The organism is Rhodanobacter sp. Soil_C_14 (assembly GCF_057657335.1).
Genome location: NZ_JBDGIQ010000010.1, coordinates 24821 through 41797, shown reverse-complemented (window position 1 = coordinate 41797; position 16977 = coordinate 24821). Strand labels below are relative to the sequence as shown.

15 protein-coding genes are annotated in these 16977 nt (G+C 66.6%); 8 read left to right on the top strand and 7 right to left on the bottom strand.

Translation table 11 applies throughout. The features are described 5' to 3' along the window. Positions 1-252: 252 nt before the first annotated feature. Positions 253-1464 carry a tyrosine--tRNA ligase gene (gene tyrS, locus AC3A56_RS17470; RefSeq protein ID WP_487771205.1) on the bottom strand — a complete coding sequence of 404 codons (1212 nt, stop codon included), beginning with the start codon at positions 1462-1464 and terminating at the stop codon, positions 253-255. A gap of 181 nt (positions 1465-1645) precedes the next feature. Here tyrS and AC3A56_RS17465 point away from each other — a divergent pair, with 181 nt between their 5' ends. After that, a complete protein-coding gene (locus tag AC3A56_RS17465) occupies positions 1646-3091 on the top strand; it encodes an OapA family protein (RefSeq protein ID WP_487771204.1) in 1446 nt (481 codons plus the stop codon). 12 nt (positions 3092-3103) lie between these two features. Next, positions 3104-4237 carry an anhydro-N-acetylmuramic acid kinase gene (locus AC3A56_RS17460; protein ID WP_487771203.1) on the top strand — a complete coding sequence of 378 codons (1134 nt, stop codon included), beginning with the start codon at positions 3104-3106 and terminating at the stop codon, positions 4235-4237. Here the strand turns inward: AC3A56_RS17460 and AC3A56_RS17455 are convergent. The 3 genes from AC3A56_RS17455 to AC3A56_RS17445 form a co-directional block, all read right to left on the bottom strand. Continuing rightward, positions 4207-4509: a hypothetical protein gene (locus AC3A56_RS17455; RefSeq protein WP_235577737.1), complete on the bottom strand. Its 303-nt coding sequence runs from the start codon at positions 4507-4509 to the stop codon at positions 4207-4209. The two genes, AC3A56_RS17460 and AC3A56_RS17455, sit on opposite strands and share 31 nt — an antisense overlap. 157 nt (positions 4510-4666) lie before the next feature. Further along, complete coding sequence (locus AC3A56_RS17450; RefSeq protein ID WP_487771202.1) at positions 4667-5983, bottom strand: AmpG family muropeptide MFS transporter; 1317 nt, start codon at positions 5981-5983, stop codon at positions 4667-4669. Next, a complete protein-coding gene (locus AC3A56_RS17445) occupies positions 5973-6743 on the bottom strand; it encodes an exodeoxyribonuclease III (protein ID WP_204109965.1) in 771 nt (256 codons plus the stop codon). The genes AC3A56_RS17450 and AC3A56_RS17445 overlap by 11 nt, the downstream gene beginning before the upstream one ends. A gap of 152 nt (positions 6744-6895) precedes the next feature. Here AC3A56_RS17445 and pyrE point away from each other — a divergent pair, with 152 nt between their 5' ends. Further along, on the top strand, positions 6896-7543 hold the full coding sequence (gene pyrE / locus AC3A56_RS17440; RefSeq protein WP_487771201.1) for an orotate phosphoribosyltransferase: 648 nt from the start codon (positions 6896-6898) through the stop codon (positions 7541-7543). Between the two features lie 126 nt (positions 7544-7669). Further along, the gene (locus AC3A56_RS17435) at positions 7670-8314 is read left to right on the top strand and encodes a DUF4124 domain-containing protein (protein ID WP_487771200.1); all 645 of its coding nucleotides are present in this window, start codon (positions 7670-7672) and stop codon (positions 8312-8314) included. A gap of 50 nt (positions 8315-8364) precedes the next feature. On the opposite strand, the gene AC3A56_RS17430 is transcribed toward AC3A56_RS17435, so the two are convergent. From AC3A56_RS17430 to coaBC, 3 genes are read right to left on the bottom strand one after another with little or no spacing between them, the layout of a single operon-like run. Next, entirely contained in the window at positions 8365-10710 is a 2346-nt protein-coding gene (locus tag AC3A56_RS17430; protein ID WP_487771199.1) for a phosphomannomutase/phosphoglucomutase, read from the bottom strand. Positions 10711-10770: 60 nt separating this feature from the next. Beyond that, positions 10771-11229 carry a dUTP diphosphatase gene (gene dut / locus AC3A56_RS17425; RefSeq protein WP_056715797.1) on the bottom strand — a complete coding sequence of 153 codons (459 nt, stop codon included), beginning with the start codon at positions 11227-11229 and terminating at the stop codon, positions 10771-10773. After that, the gene (gene coaBC, locus AC3A56_RS17420) at positions 11226-12431 is read right to left on the bottom strand and encodes a bifunctional phosphopantothenoylcysteine decarboxylase/phosphopantothenate--cysteine ligase CoaBC (RefSeq protein WP_487771198.1); all 1206 of its coding nucleotides are present in this window, start codon (positions 12429-12431) and stop codon (positions 11226-11228) included. Before coaBC ends, dut begins: the two co-directional genes overlap by 4 nt. 98 nt (positions 12432-12529) lie before the next feature. Between coaBC and radC the strand changes: the two genes are divergently transcribed. The 4 genes from radC (at position 12530) to AC3A56_RS17400 (ending at position 16877) form a co-directional block, all read left to right on the top strand. After that, entirely contained in the window at positions 12530-13201 is a 672-nt protein-coding gene (gene radC, locus AC3A56_RS17415; RefSeq protein WP_056715803.1) for a RadC family protein, read from the top strand. A gap of 511 nt (positions 13202-13712) precedes the next feature. After that, on the top strand, positions 13713-15401 hold the full coding sequence (gene argS / locus AC3A56_RS17410) for an arginine--tRNA ligase (RefSeq protein ID WP_056764541.1): 1689 nt from the start codon (positions 13713-13715) through the stop codon (positions 15399-15401). After that, positions 15401-16099, top strand: a complete 699-nt coding sequence (locus AC3A56_RS17405; protein ID WP_007810527.1) for an SPOR domain-containing protein — start codon at positions 15401-15403, stop codon at positions 16097-16099. Before argS ends, AC3A56_RS17405 begins: the two co-directional genes overlap by 1 nt. 22 nt (positions 16100-16121) lie before the next feature. Then, positions 16122-16877 carry an SDR family NAD(P)-dependent oxidoreductase gene (locus AC3A56_RS17400; protein ID WP_487771197.1) on the top strand — a complete coding sequence of 252 codons (756 nt, stop codon included), beginning with the start codon at positions 16122-16124 and terminating at the stop codon, positions 16875-16877. Positions 16878-16977: the final 100 nt, after the last annotated feature.

The following is a 16977-nucleotide window of genomic DNA, read 5'->3' as shown; positions in this document are numbered from 1 at the left end:
CGTTTCGTCCTAGGTGAGCCGCCCATTCTACATCGCTTTTCCTCTCCGTCAACACCCTCGTGAAAGCTTTTTTCGAGGTCCCGGCGGTCCGTCTTGCGACGTTGGGCGACTGCGGGCTGCGAATAATACGATGTGTTTTCGGTTTGGCAAGCGCTTCTTCAGAGAAACCTTGCAGATGTTGCGCAAACCGCTGAGCCGACGCGAAATTTAATTTTCGCGTCCACCGAACGCAGCGCTGGAACGACGCCCCGGTCAGCCCTGGACCAATCGCACGCGGGCGAAATTGCGCTTGCCAACCTGCAGTACGCCTTCGAAGCCTGCATGGAAGACCCGCTGCGCATCCTCGACCACCTCGGCATCGATGCGCACCGCACGCTCTTTCAGTTTCCGATTCGCTTCGGAGTTGCTCGCCGTCAGTCCGGCCGCAGTGAGCAAAGCCCCGAGGCGCAGACCCTCGCCGGGCACGACGACATCCGTCTGCGGCAACAGCGAGGTGTCGCCCTCGCCACGCACCACCGCATGCCAACCGGCGATCGCGAGTTCGGCGGTCGCCGCGTCGTGGAAGCGTGTGGCCAGCTCGCGGGCCAGACGCAGCTTGGCGTCGCGTGGATTCAGTGCACCGCTGGCGATGTCCCGCTTCATCTGGGAAAGCTCGTCCAGCGACACCTCGAAGCTGAGCAACTCGAACCAGCGCCACATCAGCTCGTCGCCGATCTTCATCGTCTTGGTGACGATGTCGATGGCCGGCTCGTTGATGCCGATGTAGTTGCCCAGCGACTTGGACATCTTGTTGACGCCGTCCAGCCCCTCCAGCAAGGGCATGGTCAGCACGACCTGCGGCGGCTGGCCGTGGTGCTCCTGCAGCGCACGGCCCATCAGCAGATTGAACTTCTGGTCGGTGCCGCCGAGCTCGACGTCGCACTTCAGGGCCACCGAGTCGTAGCCCTGCACCAGCGGATACAGGAACTCGTGGATCGCGATCGGCTGCTGCGCCGCGTAGCGCTTGGTGAAGTCGTCGCGCTCGAGCATGCGCGCCACGGTGTGCTGCGCCGCGAGCCTGATCATGTCGGCCGCGCTCATCTTGCCGAACCACTCGGAGTTGAAACGCAACTCGGTCTTCTCGCGGTCCAGTACCTTGTAGACCTGTTCCGCGTAGGTCTCGGCGTTGGCCAGCACGTCTTCCCGGGTCAACGGCTTGCGGGTGACGTTCTTGCCGGTCGGATCGCCGATCATGCCGGTGAAGTCACCGATCAGGAAAATCACCTGGTGTCCCAGGTCCTGGAACTGGCGCATCTTGTTCAGCAATACGGTGTGCCCGAGATGCAGATCCGGTGCCGTCGGATCGAAACCCGCCTTGATCCGCAATGGGCGGCCGATCTTCAGGCGCTCGGCCAGGTCTTCCCGCTTGATGATTTCGTCGGCGCCACGGGCAATGGTGGCCAGCGCCTGCTCAAGCTCGCTCATGTGTTTTCTTTCTCTTCTGGTGAAAAGTGGGCCGCGGCAGACAATGTGACCGTGCCGTCAACGTTAATTGTGTGTTAACAAGGAATGTGTTGCAAACCCTTGATGGGAAAGGCATTGACGCCCTTTACACATGACCGTTATGGTACGCGCAGTTTGTACTTTGTAACGCGGGCGATACAGCATGGCAGAAGAAAAGCAGGGGGCGCGGCAAAACCGCAAGCAGGCGATCTGCCGCAAGGCACAGCGCCGACACTCCAACTTTTACGAACGCTGTGCACATTGGTCGTTCAATCGCTCCGGCGAAATCGAACCGATCCGCTGGCATCGCGAACGCCTGGTGTTGGCCGGTACCGCCCTGCTGATTACCGCCCTGTCCGGCTTCATCATGCCCGCATGGGCCAGCGCCATGCGGCCGGCGCCGACACCGGAAGTCCACGCCTTGCTTCCGCTTGCGCTGCCCAAGGCGGTGCCATCCAGCATCACCAGCCCGACCGTGGACGACTGGCAGGTAGTGCGGGTGCAGCCCGGCCAGACGCTCTCCGACATTTTCAACGCACGCGGCCTTGGCATGGCGGACCTGCAACGCGTCATGGACGCTGCCGGTTCGGCGAAGTCCGCATTGCACAGCATCCGTCCGGGGCAGGAGTTCGACTTCCTGCTCGGCAGCGACGGCAGCCTGAAGGGTTTTCGTTTCGACCAGGACCAGGCCAGCCGCGCGATCGTTCGACTCGATGGCGCACAGCCGACGCTGGCGATCCAGCAGCGTGACATGGACCTGCGCGAACAGGTCGCCCATGGCGTCATCCGCAGCAGCCTCTATGCCGCCGGCGACCAGGCGGGCATGGACGCGGCGATGGTGGGCAAGCTTGCCGACCTGTTCAAGTACGACATCGATTTCGTGCAGGACATCCGCGTCGGCGACAGCTTCACGGTGATCTACGACGACATCTACCGCGATGGCGTGCGTTACGGCCAGGGCAACATCATCGCCGCCGAGTTCATCAACCAGGACAAGCGCTATACCGCGTACCGCTTCAAGAAGGCCGACGGCAGCTACGGCTGGTACAGCGAGGACGGCCGGCCGATCCAGAAGTCGTTCCTGCGCATTCCGGTCGACTTCACCCGGATCTCCTCGAAATTCACCACGGCAAGGCTGCACCCGATCCTCGGTCGCATGCGCGCGCACAAGGGCGTCGATTACGCCGCTCCAAGCGGCACGCCGATCCACGCAGCCGGCGATGGCGTCATCAAATATCACGGCTGGGAGCGCGGCTATGGCAACTTCGTGGTGATCCAGCACGACAAGACCATCAGCACTGCGTACGGCCACATGTCGCGTTTCGTGAAGGGCCAGCATGTGGGTGAACGCGTGCGCCAGGGCGAAGTGATCGGCTATGTGGGCATGACAGGGTTGGCCACCGGCCCGCACCTGCACTACGAGTTCCGCGTCAACGGCCAGCAGCGCAATCCGCAGACGGTTACCCTGCCGAAGCCCGAACCGTTGCCCGCCGCGCAAATGGCGCGCTTCAAGGCTGACGTGGTCAAGCCGCAGCTGGCGCGCCTCACCGAACTGGACTCGCGCATCAAGCTGGCTCGCGCCAGCACTCCTGCCAACCACGACAACTGAGCATCCCCATCCGTGGATGACGATGCGTCGGCGACTTATCTCGGGCTGATTTCCGGCACCAGCGCAGACAGCATCGACAGCGTGCTGGTCAGCTTCCACCGCGGCATGCCCCAGTTGCTGGCCAGTCACTCGCACCCCTGGCCCGGCGCGTTGCGCGAGCGGATGCTCGCCCTGGCGCAAGGCGAGAGCGCGCCGGATCTGGACGCGCTGGGACGACTGGACGTGGAGATCGCCCACGGCTTCGCCGAAGCGTCGCTGGAGCTGCTCAAGCGCAGCGGCACGCCGGCGTCGGCTGTCCGCGCGATCGGCTCCCATGGCCAGACCTTGCGTCATCGGCCCGGCGGCGATTATCCGTTCACCCTGCAATTGGGCGACCCCAGCGTCATCGCCGAGCTCTGCGGGATCGATGTGGTGGCGGATTTTCGTCGCGCCGACATCGCCGCCGGCGGGCAGGGCGCACCGCTGCTGCCTGCCGTGCACGCGATGCTGCTGGCCCGACCGGGGCACACGCGGGTCGTGCTGAATCTGGGCGGCATCGCCAACATCACCGTGCTCGGCGCCGATGGCAGCGTGCTCGGTTTCGACACCGGCCCGGCCAATGGCCTGCTCGACGCGTGGTGCCTGCGCCAGCGCGGCGAGTCGTTCGATCGGGATGGCAGGTATGCGGCCAGCGGCCAAGCCGACCAAGCCCTGCTCGCGCAGCTGCTGGACGATCCCTACTTTGCACTGGCGCCACCCAAGAGCACCGGCCGCGAATACTTCCACCTGGACTGGCTCGCAACCCACGCGCGGCTGGCGGCGCTGCAACCGGCCGACGTGCAGGCCACCTTGCTGGAGCTGACCGCGCGCAGTGTCGCCGCGGCGATCACGCAACACGCGCCGGATGCCCGCGAAGTCCTGGCCTGCGGCGGCGGCGTCCACAACGGCGCGCTGATGCGGCGGCTGACGGAGCTGCTGGCGCCCCGGGCGCTTCTCAGCACCTCGCGTTACGGCGTCGACCCCGACTTCCTGGAAGCAACCGCCTTCGCCTGGCTGGCGCGACAGCGGCTGCTGGGATTGCCGAGCAACCTTCCGTCGGTCACCGGCGCACGCGGTCCCCGCGTGCTGGGCGCCATCTATTCCGCGCCGGCGGCCGGTTCGTCGTAACGAATCCGCTCCGGAGCCAGCTGGGTCGGCCGGGTATGCGCCAGCGCGCGCAGGGCTTCCTGGAACACGCCCTGCTCGGCATCTTCCCAGTGCCCGTCGAGACTGCCGAAGGCGTCGGGGTCGCGCTGGCTTTCGCTGAAGTGATGGGCCACCGAGATGCCCAGTCCGCTGCGCAATGCCTGCAGCATCACGTCGTTGATGGAGCAGTGGCGATGTTTGGCCAACGCCCTGATGCGCTCGGTGAGCAGGCTGTCGACGTGCTGCAAGATCATGTCCGGCACAAGCGTCACTCCATGTTACACATGCCCTGTACCACCGATGTTTGCATAGCCATCAGCGGGCAGGGCGCCGGAAGCAGGAATCCGTGGACTGCTTCGCAGTCCGCTTGTGCGCGTTGTCGCGTCCGGGCCCGTGGGACAGGACTTGTCTTCAGTTGCCCGATTCGTTCGCCAGCCGTTCGCGCTCGGCGCCGCGGAAATACCGCCACAGCCACGCGAACAGCATCATCGACGGCAGCACGGCCAGCACGGTGATCACGAAGTAGCCGCCGTATCCGGTGGCGGTGGCGATGCCGCCGGCGAAGAATCCGAGCAGTTTGCCGGGCAGGTTCACCAACGAACTGAGCAGCGCGTACTGGGTCGCCGTGTGCTGCCGGTTGACCAGGGAGGAGAGGAACGCCACGGTCGGAGGACCCAGCATGCCCAGGGTGAGGTTTTCGCCGGAAATCACCAGGGTCAGCACCAGCAGGTTGCCGGGATGGGCGATCAACAGCAGGTACAACAGGTTGCTGCAGCCGCACAGCACGATGGTGACGCCCAGCGGCCGCCAGGCGCCCCAGCGGGCTACCGCGGCGCCGCCGAGGAACACGCCGACAATGCCGATCCAGATGCCGTAGATCTTGGTGATCGTGCCGATCTCGGTCTTGGAGAAACCCATGTCGCGGTAGAACGGGCTCATGATGCCGCCGATGGTCGCCTGCTCCGGCATCTTGAACAGCAGCAGGAACAGCAGCGTCACCAGGGCAAGCACCCAGCCGTAGCGGCGGAAGAAATCGGCGAACGGATCGATCACGCTTTCGCGCATGGCATCGCGCCAGCGCGCGGCACGCACCCGCAGCACCTCGGGTTCGCGCGCCATCAAGGTTGTCGCAACGGGCACCGCCATCGCCAGCGCCATCAGCGCATAGACCGTCCGCCATGGCAGGTGGTCGGCCAGGATCAGCGCCACCGCACCGGCCAGCAGCAGACCGATCCGGTAACCCAGCGAGTAAGTCGCCACCAGCGCGCCCTGCGCCTCGATCGGAGCGATCTCGATCCGGTAAGCATCCACCGCGATGTCCTGGGTGGCGCCGAAGAAGGCCACCACCAGCGTGGCCACCACGAACAGGGGCAGTTGCGCCGGCGTCAACAGCGCCATGGCGAGCAGCCCGATCACCACGCCCAGCTGCGCAAACAACAACCAGCCGCGGCGCTGGCCGAGCCGGGCGAAACCGGGAATCCGGCCATGGTCGAGCAGGGGCGCCCAGACGAACTTGAACGCATAGGTCATGCCCGCGCTGGCGATCATCGTGATGTCCGCCAACTTGATGCCGTTTTCCTTCAGCCAGTACGCCAGCGTGCCGGCCACCAGCAGGAAGGGCAGCCCCGAGGAGAAGCCGAGCAGGAACATCGTCCACGCCGCCGGCTGGGCGAACGCCCGCCAGACCGACGGCTTCGCCGGCTTGGGCGCGCCCGACTCAGTCGGCATAGTCGACGATGTACGGCGCGTGATCGGAGAAGCGCTGGTCGCGATAGATCGAGCACGCCTGCATGCGCTCGCGCAGCGAAGGCGTGCAGACCTGGTAGTCGATCCGCCAACCCACGTTGTTGGCACGCGCCTGGCCGCGGTTCGACCACCAGGTATATTCGACCGCCTCGGGCTTGATCGCGCGAAAACTGTCGACCCAGCCGCGCTGCTGGAACAGCAGGTCCAGCCACGCGCGCTCTTGCGGCAGGCAGCCGGAGTTCTTCTGGTTGGATGCCCAGTTCTTGATGTCGTTCTTCGTGTGCACGATGTTCCAGTCGCCGCAGATCACGTAGTCGCGGCCGCTCTTCAGCCACTGGTCGAAGATCGGCGTGATCCACTCCATCGCCTTGAACTTGAACTGCTGGCGCTCGTCACCGGAGGAACCGGACGGGAAATACAGCGAGACCACGCTGAGGTTGCCAAAGCGCGCCTCGATGTAGCGGCCCTCGTTGTCGAATTCGTCCCAGCCCAGTTCGGTCAGCACCTGGTCGGGCTCGCGCCTGGCATAGATCGCCACGCCGCTGTAGCCCTTCTTGCTGCTGGCGTCGCGGTAGAAGCAGTGATGGCCGTCGGGGCGGAACATCGGGTCGCTCAGCTGGTTTTCCTGCGCCTTGGTTTCCTGCAGGCAGACCACGTCCGCGTCCTGCGTGCGCAGCCAGTCGAACACGCCCTTGGTGGCGGCCGAGCGGATGCCGTTGGCATTGAGGCTGATGATGCGCATGGATGCTCCCGAAGCGGATGGACCATCATAACAAGCCTGTCTTCCGGACTCGCCATCGGCATCACCGGGACACCGGCTGTACCATGGCGCCCGCCACGCGTTCCGCGGTCTGTGGAACGCGCTGCATCGAAACCGACCTGCGCGAGACGACCATGCACGATTACCAACGCGACTTCATCGAACTGGCCTTGCAGCGCGAGGTGCTGCGCTTTGGCGAGTTCACCCTGAAGTCCGGACGCCAGAGCCCGTACTTCTTCAACATGGGCCGGATCGATTCCGGGGCCGCGCTGGCCCAGCTCGGCCGCGCCTACGCTGCCGCGCTGGTGAATGCCGACCTGCCGGTGGACATGCTGTTCGGTCCGGCCTACAAGGGCATCGCGCTGGCCGCCGCCACCGCCATCGCGCTGGCCGAGCAGCATCGGCGCGACCTGCCCTGGGCGTACAACCGCAAGGAGGCCAAGGAGCACGGCGAGGGCGGCGTGCTGGTTGGCGCCCCGCTCCAGGGTCGCGTGCTGATCGTCGATGACGTGATGACCGCCGGCACCGCGGTGCGCGAATCGCTGGCGCTGATCCGCGCCCACGGCGCCACGCCCGCCGGCGTGCTGATCGCGCTGGACCGGCGGGAACGCGGCCTGGGCCAGCGTTCGGCCGCCCAGGAGGTGGCTGCCGATCACGGCATTCCGGTCATCGCGATCACCAGCCTCGACGACGTGCTGGCCTACGCCAGCGAGCACCCGCAACTGACCGCCGAGCACGCCCGACTGCTGGCCTATCGGCAGCAGTACGGGGTTCAGCCTTGAGTTCAGCCCTGGCCCATAGACTGCAACGACACCGGTCACAGTAGTCGCGATTGCCCGTGCATCCCGCCGGGCAGCGGCTAGCCAGTGTGACCGGCGCGGCTATACTGGCCGGCAAGAGGGAAATCCATGCGTAGACCATTGCTCATCATTGCTGCCATCGTGCTGTGCGCGAGCGCTTCGGCGTACGCGCAGAACACCGGCCTTCGCTACAAATGGCACGACGGCCAGGGCCTGGTGCATTTCAGCGACAGCCTCACCACCGAGGCGATGAAGTACGGCTACGAACTGGTCAATGATCGTGGCCTGGTGGTGCAACGCGTGTCGCGCCAGCTGAACGCGCAGGAGCGGGCAGCCGCCAACAAGCTGGCCGCCGAACAGGCCGCGAAGGACCGCGCCATCCAGGAGCGCGCGAACGCCGACGCGCAGATGCTGTCGGCCTATCCCGATGAAGAGTCCTATCAGATCTCGCTGCAGCAGGCGCTGGACACCTACGACCAGCAGATCAACACGACGCGGATCAACCTGCGCAGCCAGGAGAAGGCGCTGACCGACCTGCTCGGCCGCGCCGCCGACATCGAGAACGGCAAGGAAACCGTGCCGAAAACCCTGGTCGACAACATCGCCAGGCAGCGCAACGTGGTGGCCTCGCTGCGCGATACCCTGCAGCGCCAGCAGACGGCGCGTGCGCAGTCCGTACGGCAGCAGACCCAGCTGATGGCGCATTACCGCGAGGTCAAGGCCGCCCAGGACAAGGATCGCTCGGGCGAGTAGGAAGCTCCGGGCCGCACGTTCCACTTCGCGGCATTGCAGTGACCGCTGCCCTACGGGAAGGGCAGCTTCAACCTGGGATCCACCGCGAGCAGCTGCTTGCGGAACACCTGCTGGATGCGAGTCAACGCGGCCGCATTGTCCGCCTCGAAGCGCAATACCAGCGCCGGCGTGGTGTTCGATGCACGCACCAGACCCCAGCCGTCAGACCAGTCGGCGCGCACGCCGTCGATCGTGATCAAGGTGGCGTCCTCGAACGTCGCCTGCTGGCGCAGCTTGTCCATGAATCGGTAGTGCTCGCCTTCGGCCAGCTCGACCTTCAGCTCCGGCGTGGAGACGCTCTTGGGCAAGGTCGCGAAGACCTCTGCGGGGCTGCGCCCCTGCAGGTCGCCGGCAAGGATCTCCAACAATCGCGCGGCGGCGTAGATGCCGTCGTCGAAGCCGTACCAGCGCTCCTTGAAAAAGAAGTGCCCGCTCATCTCGCCGGCCAGCTCCGCCCCGGTCTCGCGCATCTTTGCCTTGATCAGCGAATGACCGGTGCGCCACATCAGCGGACTGCCGCCGGCGTCGAGCACCTGGCCCTTCAGGTGGCTGGTGCATTTCACGTCGTAGATGACGGTGGCGCCGGGCTGGCGCGACAGCACATCGCGCGCGAACAGCATCAACAGGCGATCCGGATAGATGATCTCGCCGGACTGGGAGACCACGCCGAGGCGGTCGCCGTCACCGTCGAACGCCACGCCAAGATCGGCGCCGGTCTGCCTGACGGCGAGTATGAGATCTTCCAGGTTGGCCGGGTCGGACGGGTCCGGATGATGGTTCGGGAAGCTGCCGTCGACATCGCAGTACAGCGGCACCACCTCGCAGCCGATACCTTCCAGCACCTGCGGCGCGATCGCCCCCGGAATGCCGTTGCCGCAATCGACGACGATCTTCAGACGGCGCTCGGCCAGCACGTCGGAGACGATCTTCTCGATGTAATCCGGCGCCACGTCGACCTGGCGCAGCCCACCGGAGCCGCCACTGGCCAGCGCGCCGCTGGCGATGCGCTGGTACAGGTCCTGGATCGCACCCTCGGACAAGGTCTCGCCACCGACCACGATCTTGAAACCGTTGTAGTCCGGCGGGTTGTGGCTGCCGGTGACGGCTACGCCGCAGCCGGTATTGAAGCGATAGGCCGCGTAATACACCACCGGCGTGGGCACCGCGCCAATGTCGATCACGTCGATGCCGGCGTCGCGCAGGCCGTCGGCCAGCGCAGCGGCGAGCTGCGGGCCGGACAGCCGGCCATCGCGGCCAACCACGATTTCGCGCAGGCCCTTCTCGCCCATCAGCGTGCCGATCGACTGACCGAGCAGGCGCGCCACGTCCGCGTCCAAGGTCTTGCCGACCACGCCACGGATGTCATAGGCACGGAAGATGGCGGGGTCCACGCTGGTCGTCGCGGGCACCGGGGCGGCCGCTGGCGGCGGCGACGGAGCTGCCGGCGAAGTGCGGGGCCGCCTCGCCGTTTCCGGGGCGGCAGGCACGGGTGTCGCCAGCGGCAGCTCGTCCTCCTCCGGCTCTGCCAGCACCTGCTGGCGACGCAGACGCAGCCAGCTCAGGTAGCCGCCACCGCCAAGCCCGAGCAGGGCCAGCAGCGCGCTCAAGATCACCGAGCGTGGCAATACGATGAACGCCCGGGGAAGACCGACGCCCACGCTGAAGGCACTGCCGGCGACCGGCTTGCCGGTGGCCTCGATTTCGGCCGAGTTCGAACCGTTGGAAAACAGCTGGATGTAGCCACTGTCGTCGCCCTGGCGCAGCTCCAGCCGGCCACCCTCCGGCGAGATGGCGTCGAAGCGCTGCTTCATCGGCGCGAACGGCAGTTCGACCCAGGCCCACGCCTGGGTCTGTTGCGGCAGACCCAGCGGAATCACCAGGCTCAACCGGCGATCCCCGCTGCCGTAGGAAACACTCTGTGCCGGCGGCACCCCGTCGGCACTCTGCGCCGCCATCAACTGGGCGGCCTTGGCATAACCGAATTCGCGGTAGTTCGCGCGCAACACCTCGGCCAGGTCACCGCTGTACAACTCGAGCTTCCTGGCCTGGGGCAACTGCTGGCGCAGGGCGGCGGCGGATTGCGCCGGATCGCTCATCAGGGTGGCCGGGTCCACCCCGGCCAGTACCTTCTCGATCGAACGGCGCTGGTTGACGATCTCCTCGGACATCGCCCTGACCGCCTGGTCCTGGGCCTGGTGAACCCGATTGATCGCACCACCCTCGTCGGCGATCAGCCAGGTCTGCCAGGCGCAGAACAGGCCCACCAGCAGCAGCACGGTGGCGCCGACGAGCGGCAACAGTGTCGACCAGTCGACCCTGAGGTTGCTCAAGCGCTCTTTTGCGATGTTCAACGCCATTTCCGCCCCCGCGGCTGAAGCTGCAAGCCGGTTCGGTCCATCCCGAACCGACTCGTCGATCTATCGGATACCGGTCGAACCGAAACCGCCCTCGCCACGCTGGCTGGCTGCGAACTCGGTGACCACATGCAGTCGTGCCTGCGCCACCGGCACCAGCAGCAATTGCGCGATGCGATCGCCCACGGCGATGGTGTAGGACTCGCGCCCGCGATTCCAGCAGGAAATCATCAACGGCCCCTGGTAGTCGGCGTCGATCACCCCGACCAGGTTGCCCATCACCAGGCCATGCTTGTGACCCAGCCCCGAGCGCGGCACGATCAGCGCGCACCAGCCGGGGTCATCGATATGGATCGCGATGCCGCTGGGCACCAACGCGCTTTCGCCCGGCGCCAGGGTCAGAGGCTGTTCCAGCGCGGCGCGCAGGTCCATGCCCGCGCTGCCCGCGGTCGCCGCCTGCGGCAGCGGAATGCTGTCGCCCAGGCGCGGATCGAGGATCTTCATCGCCACATCGATGTTCATGCACGGGTGGCCCGGTAACGCTCCGCCACCCGGGCGACCAACTGGCGCGCCAGCTCCGTCTTCGCCGCTCGCGGCAGCTCGATCGAGCCGTCGGCCCAGTAGAGCGTCAACGCATTGTCGGCCGCCTCGAAACCGAGGCCACCGCCCACCTGATTCGCCGCAATCATGTCCAGCCCCTTGTGGCGCAGCTTGCCCTGCGCATACGTGGCCACATCATGCGTCTCCGCGGCAAATCCGACCAGGAACGGGTGCGCGGTTTCCGCCGAAAGGCTGGCCAGGATGTCCGGATTCTCATCGAGATGCAGGACCAGCTCGCCGCCGTCGCGCTTCTTGAGCTTCTGCGCCGACACTTCCTGCGGGCGGTAATCGCCCACCGCGGCCGCACCGATATAGATGTCCGCACGGGTCGCCGCCTCGAGCACCGCCGCATGCATCTGCGCCGCGCTGCGCACATCCACCCGCCGATGCACGCCCGCCGGCGTGGCCAGGCTGACCGGCCCGGCCACCAGGGTCGCCTCGGCGCCGGCCGCGACCGCGGCGGCAGCCACGGCGAAGCCCATCTGGCCCGAACTGCGATTGCCGATGAAACGCACCGGATCGATGTCTTCATAGGTCGGTCCGGCGCTTACGACCACCTTGAGGCCGGCCAGGCAGCGATCGCCGAACGAGGCCAGCAGGGCATCGCGCAGCTCGTGCGGTTCCAGCATGCGCCCGCTACCGATATCGCCGCAGGCCTGGTCGCCCACCGCCGGCCCCAGCACGCGGGCACCGTGCCGGCGCAAGGTGGCCATGTTCGCCTGCACCGCCGGGTGCGCCCACATCTGCTGGTTCATCGCCGGCGCCAGGTACAGCGGCGCGGCGCTGGCCAGGCACAGCGTGGTCAGCAGGTCGTCGGCCATGCCGTGGGCCAGGCGCGCCAGCAGATCGGCACTGGCCGGCGCCACCAGGATGCGTTCGGCCCAGCGCGCCAGCTCGATGTGGCCCATCGCGGCCTCGGCCTGGGCGTCCCACAGGCTCACCCGCACCGGCTGTCCGGACAGCGCCTGGAAGGTGGTCGGACTGACGAAATGCGTGGCGCCCTCGGTCATCACCACGCGCACCTCGGCGTCGAGGTCGCGCAGCCGGCGAACCAGCTCGCAGGACTTGTAGGCGGCGATGCCGCCGGACACTCCCAGCAGGATGCGGCGTTGGGCAAGACTCATATGTAAGGCGGGCCTGACAGTCGGGCAGTGACCTAGCTTACCGGATTCATCCCCGCCCACCGCTGCCTGCTGCAGGCCTGCTCCGGCAACGTCCGTGCATGAGCATTCGCGACTGGCCCGAGGGCGAACGTCCCCGTGAAAAACTGCTGGCGCGCGGCAGCTCCGCGCTGTCCGATGCCGAGCTGCTGGCGGTGCTGCTGGGCAGCGGCAGCCGCGGCAAGGATGCGCTGGCGCTGGGCCGCGAGCTGCTTGCCAACGCGGGCAGCCTGGGCGCGCTGCTGGCACGCCCGGAACAGCAGATCCGGGTCGGCGGACTGGGTCCGGCCAAGCGTTCGCGCATCGCCGCGGCGCTGGAACTGGCCCGGCGCAGCCTGGCCGAACAACTGCAGGACAAGCCCAGCCTGGGCAACCCGCGCGACAGCGGCGACTTCCTGCGCGCGCGCCTGCGCCACCTGCCTTACGAGGTGTTCGGCTGCCTCTATCTGGACAACCGCCACCGCGTACTCGCCTTCGAGGAGTTGTTCCGGGGCACGGTCGACGGCGCCAGCGTGCACCCGCGCGAGGTCGTGCGCGCCTGCCTGCAGCACAACGCCTGCGCCGTGATCTTCGCGCACAACCATCCTTCCGGGGTGGCCGAACCCAGCGCCGCCGATCGGGCCATCACCCATGAATTGCGCAACGCGCTGCAACTCGTCGGCGTGCGGGTGCTCGATCACCTGGTCATCGGCAGCGGCGAACCGGTATCGATGGCCGCCCGCGGCCTGATCTGAACGGGCGCGTCTGCCAGGCATCGGTCCACAAAAAGACGGCGTGGCAAGAGCCACGCCGTGAGGCCGATTGGGGAGTGAGGAGAGAGCGGCATCTCCGTTTGCCAGGATCTGGAGGGGAGGTCATCTCATGGCCTGGCCAGTGTCGCAGCGCCGCATGACAGGTCGATGACGATTCCCCGCCGCAAAGATGCGGCCAAGTTGCCGAAACTTATGCACAAAACGGTGATACCAACCCTTGCCGGGCAAGCTCGCCGATTCACCTGAGTTTTATTCATCAAGCCAATGAAATAATTGAATAATTTCTTGCGACAGCGGAACCGGATGGCGTCAGGGGCCGGCCGCCGTTTGCGGGACGCAGCTTTCCCCACAGACTTATCCACAAGCCGGTTCGCGGCGCCGCAGCAAGACGGGATCAGCAGCCACCGGCTGTCATCGGTGCCCATACGGGCGCGTTTCGCCGCCGTGACGGTCTGTTAGGATTGGCGGTTCCATCACGAAACCGACCCCACCCGTGAAAGAACAGCTGCGCGAACTGGTGCTGCAGGCGATCACGTCCCTGCAAGCCGATGCCATCCTGCCCACCGATCTCGAATTGCCGGGCTTCGTGATCGAACGTGCACGCAGTCGCGAACATGGCGATTTCGCCTGCAATGTGGCGATGCTGCTGGCCAGGGCCGCGCGCGCCAAGCCGCGCGAACTGGCCGAGAAACTCGTGGCCGCACTGCCGGCCAACACGCTGGTGGCGAAAGTCGAGATCGCCGGCCCGGGCTTCATCAATTTCTTCGTGGCTGCCGGCGCCTACCACGCCGAAGTGCGTCGGATCATGACCGAAGGCGACGCCTACGGCCGCAATACCAGCGGTGCCGGCAAGACCGTGGGCGTGGAGTTCGTCTCGGCCAACCCGACCGGCCCGCTGCACGTGGGCCACGGCCGCAATGCCGCGATCGGCGATTGCCTGAGCCGCCTGCTCGACGCCAGCGGCTGGGACGTGAAGCGCGAGTTCTACTACAACGACGCGGGCGTGCAGATCGCCAACCTGGCGATCTCGGTGCAGGCGCGCGCGCGCGGCATCACGCCGGAAGACAGCAACTGGCCCGAGAACGGCTATCGCGGCGACTACATCGCCGAGGTGGCGCGCGCCTATCTCGATCGCGAATCGGTGGTGGCCGACGGCGAAACCGTGGTCGGCGCGGGTGACGTGGACGACCTCGACGCGATCCGCCGCTTCGCGGTGGCCAGCCTGCGTCACGAGCAGGACCTGGACCTGCAGGCGTTCGCCGTGGGCTTCGATACGTACTACCTGGAGTCGTCGCTGTACAGCGACGGCAAGGTCGAGGAGACCGTGCGCGAACTGGTCGCCCACGGCCATACCTACGAGGAAGGCGGCGCATTGTGGCTGCGCACCACCGAGTTCGGTGACGACAAGGACCGCGTGATGCGCAAGTCCGACGGCACCTATACCTATTTCCTGCCCGACGTGGCCTACCACCTGTCGAAATGGCAGCGCGGCTACGGCAAGGCCATCACCGTGCTGGGCTCGGACCACCACGGTTCGCTGGCGCGGGTGAAGGCCGGCCTGCAGGCCCTCGATTGCGGCATCCCGAAAGGCTACCCCGACTACATGCTGTACCAGATGGTGACGGTGATGAAGGGTGGCGAAGAGGTTAAGATCTCCAAGCGCGCCGGCAGTTACGTCACCCTGCGCGACCTGATCGACGAGGTCGGTCGGGATGCCACGCGCTACTTCCTGATCTCGCGCAAGAGCGACTCGCAGCTGGTATTCGACATCGACCTGGCCCGCTCGCAGTCCAACGACAATCCGGTGTACTACATCCAGTACGCGCACGCCCGCGTCTGCAGCGTGCTGCGCCAGGCACCGGAAAAGGGCTTCACGGTGGACGTCGCCGACGGCCTGGCCCACCTCGACCGACTGGACAACGAACACGAACAGATCCTGCTGACCGAGCTGTCGAAGTATCCGGAAGTGGTCGAGGCCGCTGCGGCGAGCCTGGAGCCGCATCTGGTCGCCGCGTGGTTGCGTGAACTGGCCAACGCGTTCCACACCTACTACAACTCGTATCAGTTCCTGGTCGAGGACGCGGACCTGCGCAACGCGCGCCTGGCGCTGGTGGTGGCGACTCGGCAAGTGTTGAAGAATGGTCTGGATTTGCTGGGCCTCGGTGCCCCGGAGAAGATGTAATGGCAGCACGCAAGGGCAAGGGCCGACAGGCCGTGCGCAATGGCAGCAGTGGCTTCCCGGGATGGGGCTACGCCGTCATCGGCCTGCTGGCCGGGGTGATCCTGATGGCGGTGATGATGCGCGGCAGCCTGCTGACCAGCCTGCGCAAGGCCGACGGTCCGCAGGCGAACCCGCAGGCCACCGCCGAGCGCGGCAGCGCGCCGGGCGTGCTCGAATCCGGCGCCAGCGACACGGCGCCGAAGAAACCGCAGTTCGACTTCTACTCGGTGCTGTCGGAAAAGGAAGTGCGCATCCCCGACGCCGAGATCAGCGCGCAAGCGCGCGTCGAGCAGCAGCAGAAGCAGGCGGCCCAGCTGCAGGCGCAACAGGCGGCGCAGGCCGCGGCGCAGGCAAATGCACCCCAGGCGGTCACCCAGAACGTCACCGCGGCGCCGGCCAGCGCCGTGGCGCAGCCCGGTGCCGGCAGCGGTTACCTGCTGCAGGTGGGCGCCTTCCCGAACGCCTCCGATGCGGAAACGCTGAAGGCGAAGCTGGCCTTGCAGGGCTTCGTGGCCAACGTGCAGTCGGTCAGCATCGGCGGGCAGACCTATCACCGGGTTCGGCTGGGGCCGTTCCGTTCGGCCACCGACCTGGAATCGACCAAGCAGCGCCTGGCCGGCGCCGGCATCAACGCGATCGCGCTGAAAGAAGGTCGCTGAGCACTCCCTGGAAACACTGCGCATGACAAGCAAGACCGCATGGATCACCGGCGCCAGTTCCGGCTTTGGCGCCGCCGCCGTGGAACGCTTCGTGGCCGGCGGCTGGCGGGTGATCGCCAGCGGCCGCCGCGCCGAGCGCCTGCAGCAGTTGGTGAACCGGCACGGTGCCGACAAGGTGCACGCGGCGGCCTTCGACATGCGCGACGAGAACGCGATGCGCGCGGCACATGCGGCGCTGCCGCCGGCCTTCGCGGCCATCGATCTGCTGCTCAACAACGCGGGACTGGCGCTGGGTACTTCCCCGGCGCAGCAGGCGGACCTGGCGCAGTGGAAGCAGATGATCGACACCAACGTCACCGCGCTGGTGACGATGACCCACTTGCTGCTGCCGCAGCTGATCGAACGCCGCGGCGCGATCGTCAACATCAGCTCAATCGCGGGCAGCTACGCCTACCGCGGCGGCAACGTGTACGGCGCCAGCAAGGCCTTCGTCACCCAGTTCTCGCAGAACCTGCGCTGCGACCTGCACGGCACCGGCGTGCGGGTCAGCTCGATCGAGCCGGGCATGGCCGAAACCGAATTCACCGTGGTCCGCACCGGCGGCGACCAGGCCGCCTCCGACCAGCTCTACGCCGGCGCCCATCCGATCAGCGCCGGCGACATCGCCGACACCATCTGGTGGATCGCCAACCTGCCGCCACACCTCAACATCAACCGCGTCGAGGTGATGCCGGTCAGCCAGTCGGCCGCGGGCTTGCAGGTCGCGCGCGACCCGTAGAAACCGCGCCGCCGAGTCTGGCGAGCGGTGCCCGCCCTGCGCTCTTGCAAATCAACAGACGAACGTCTGGTCATCCCGGCCTCCAACAGACGAACGTCTG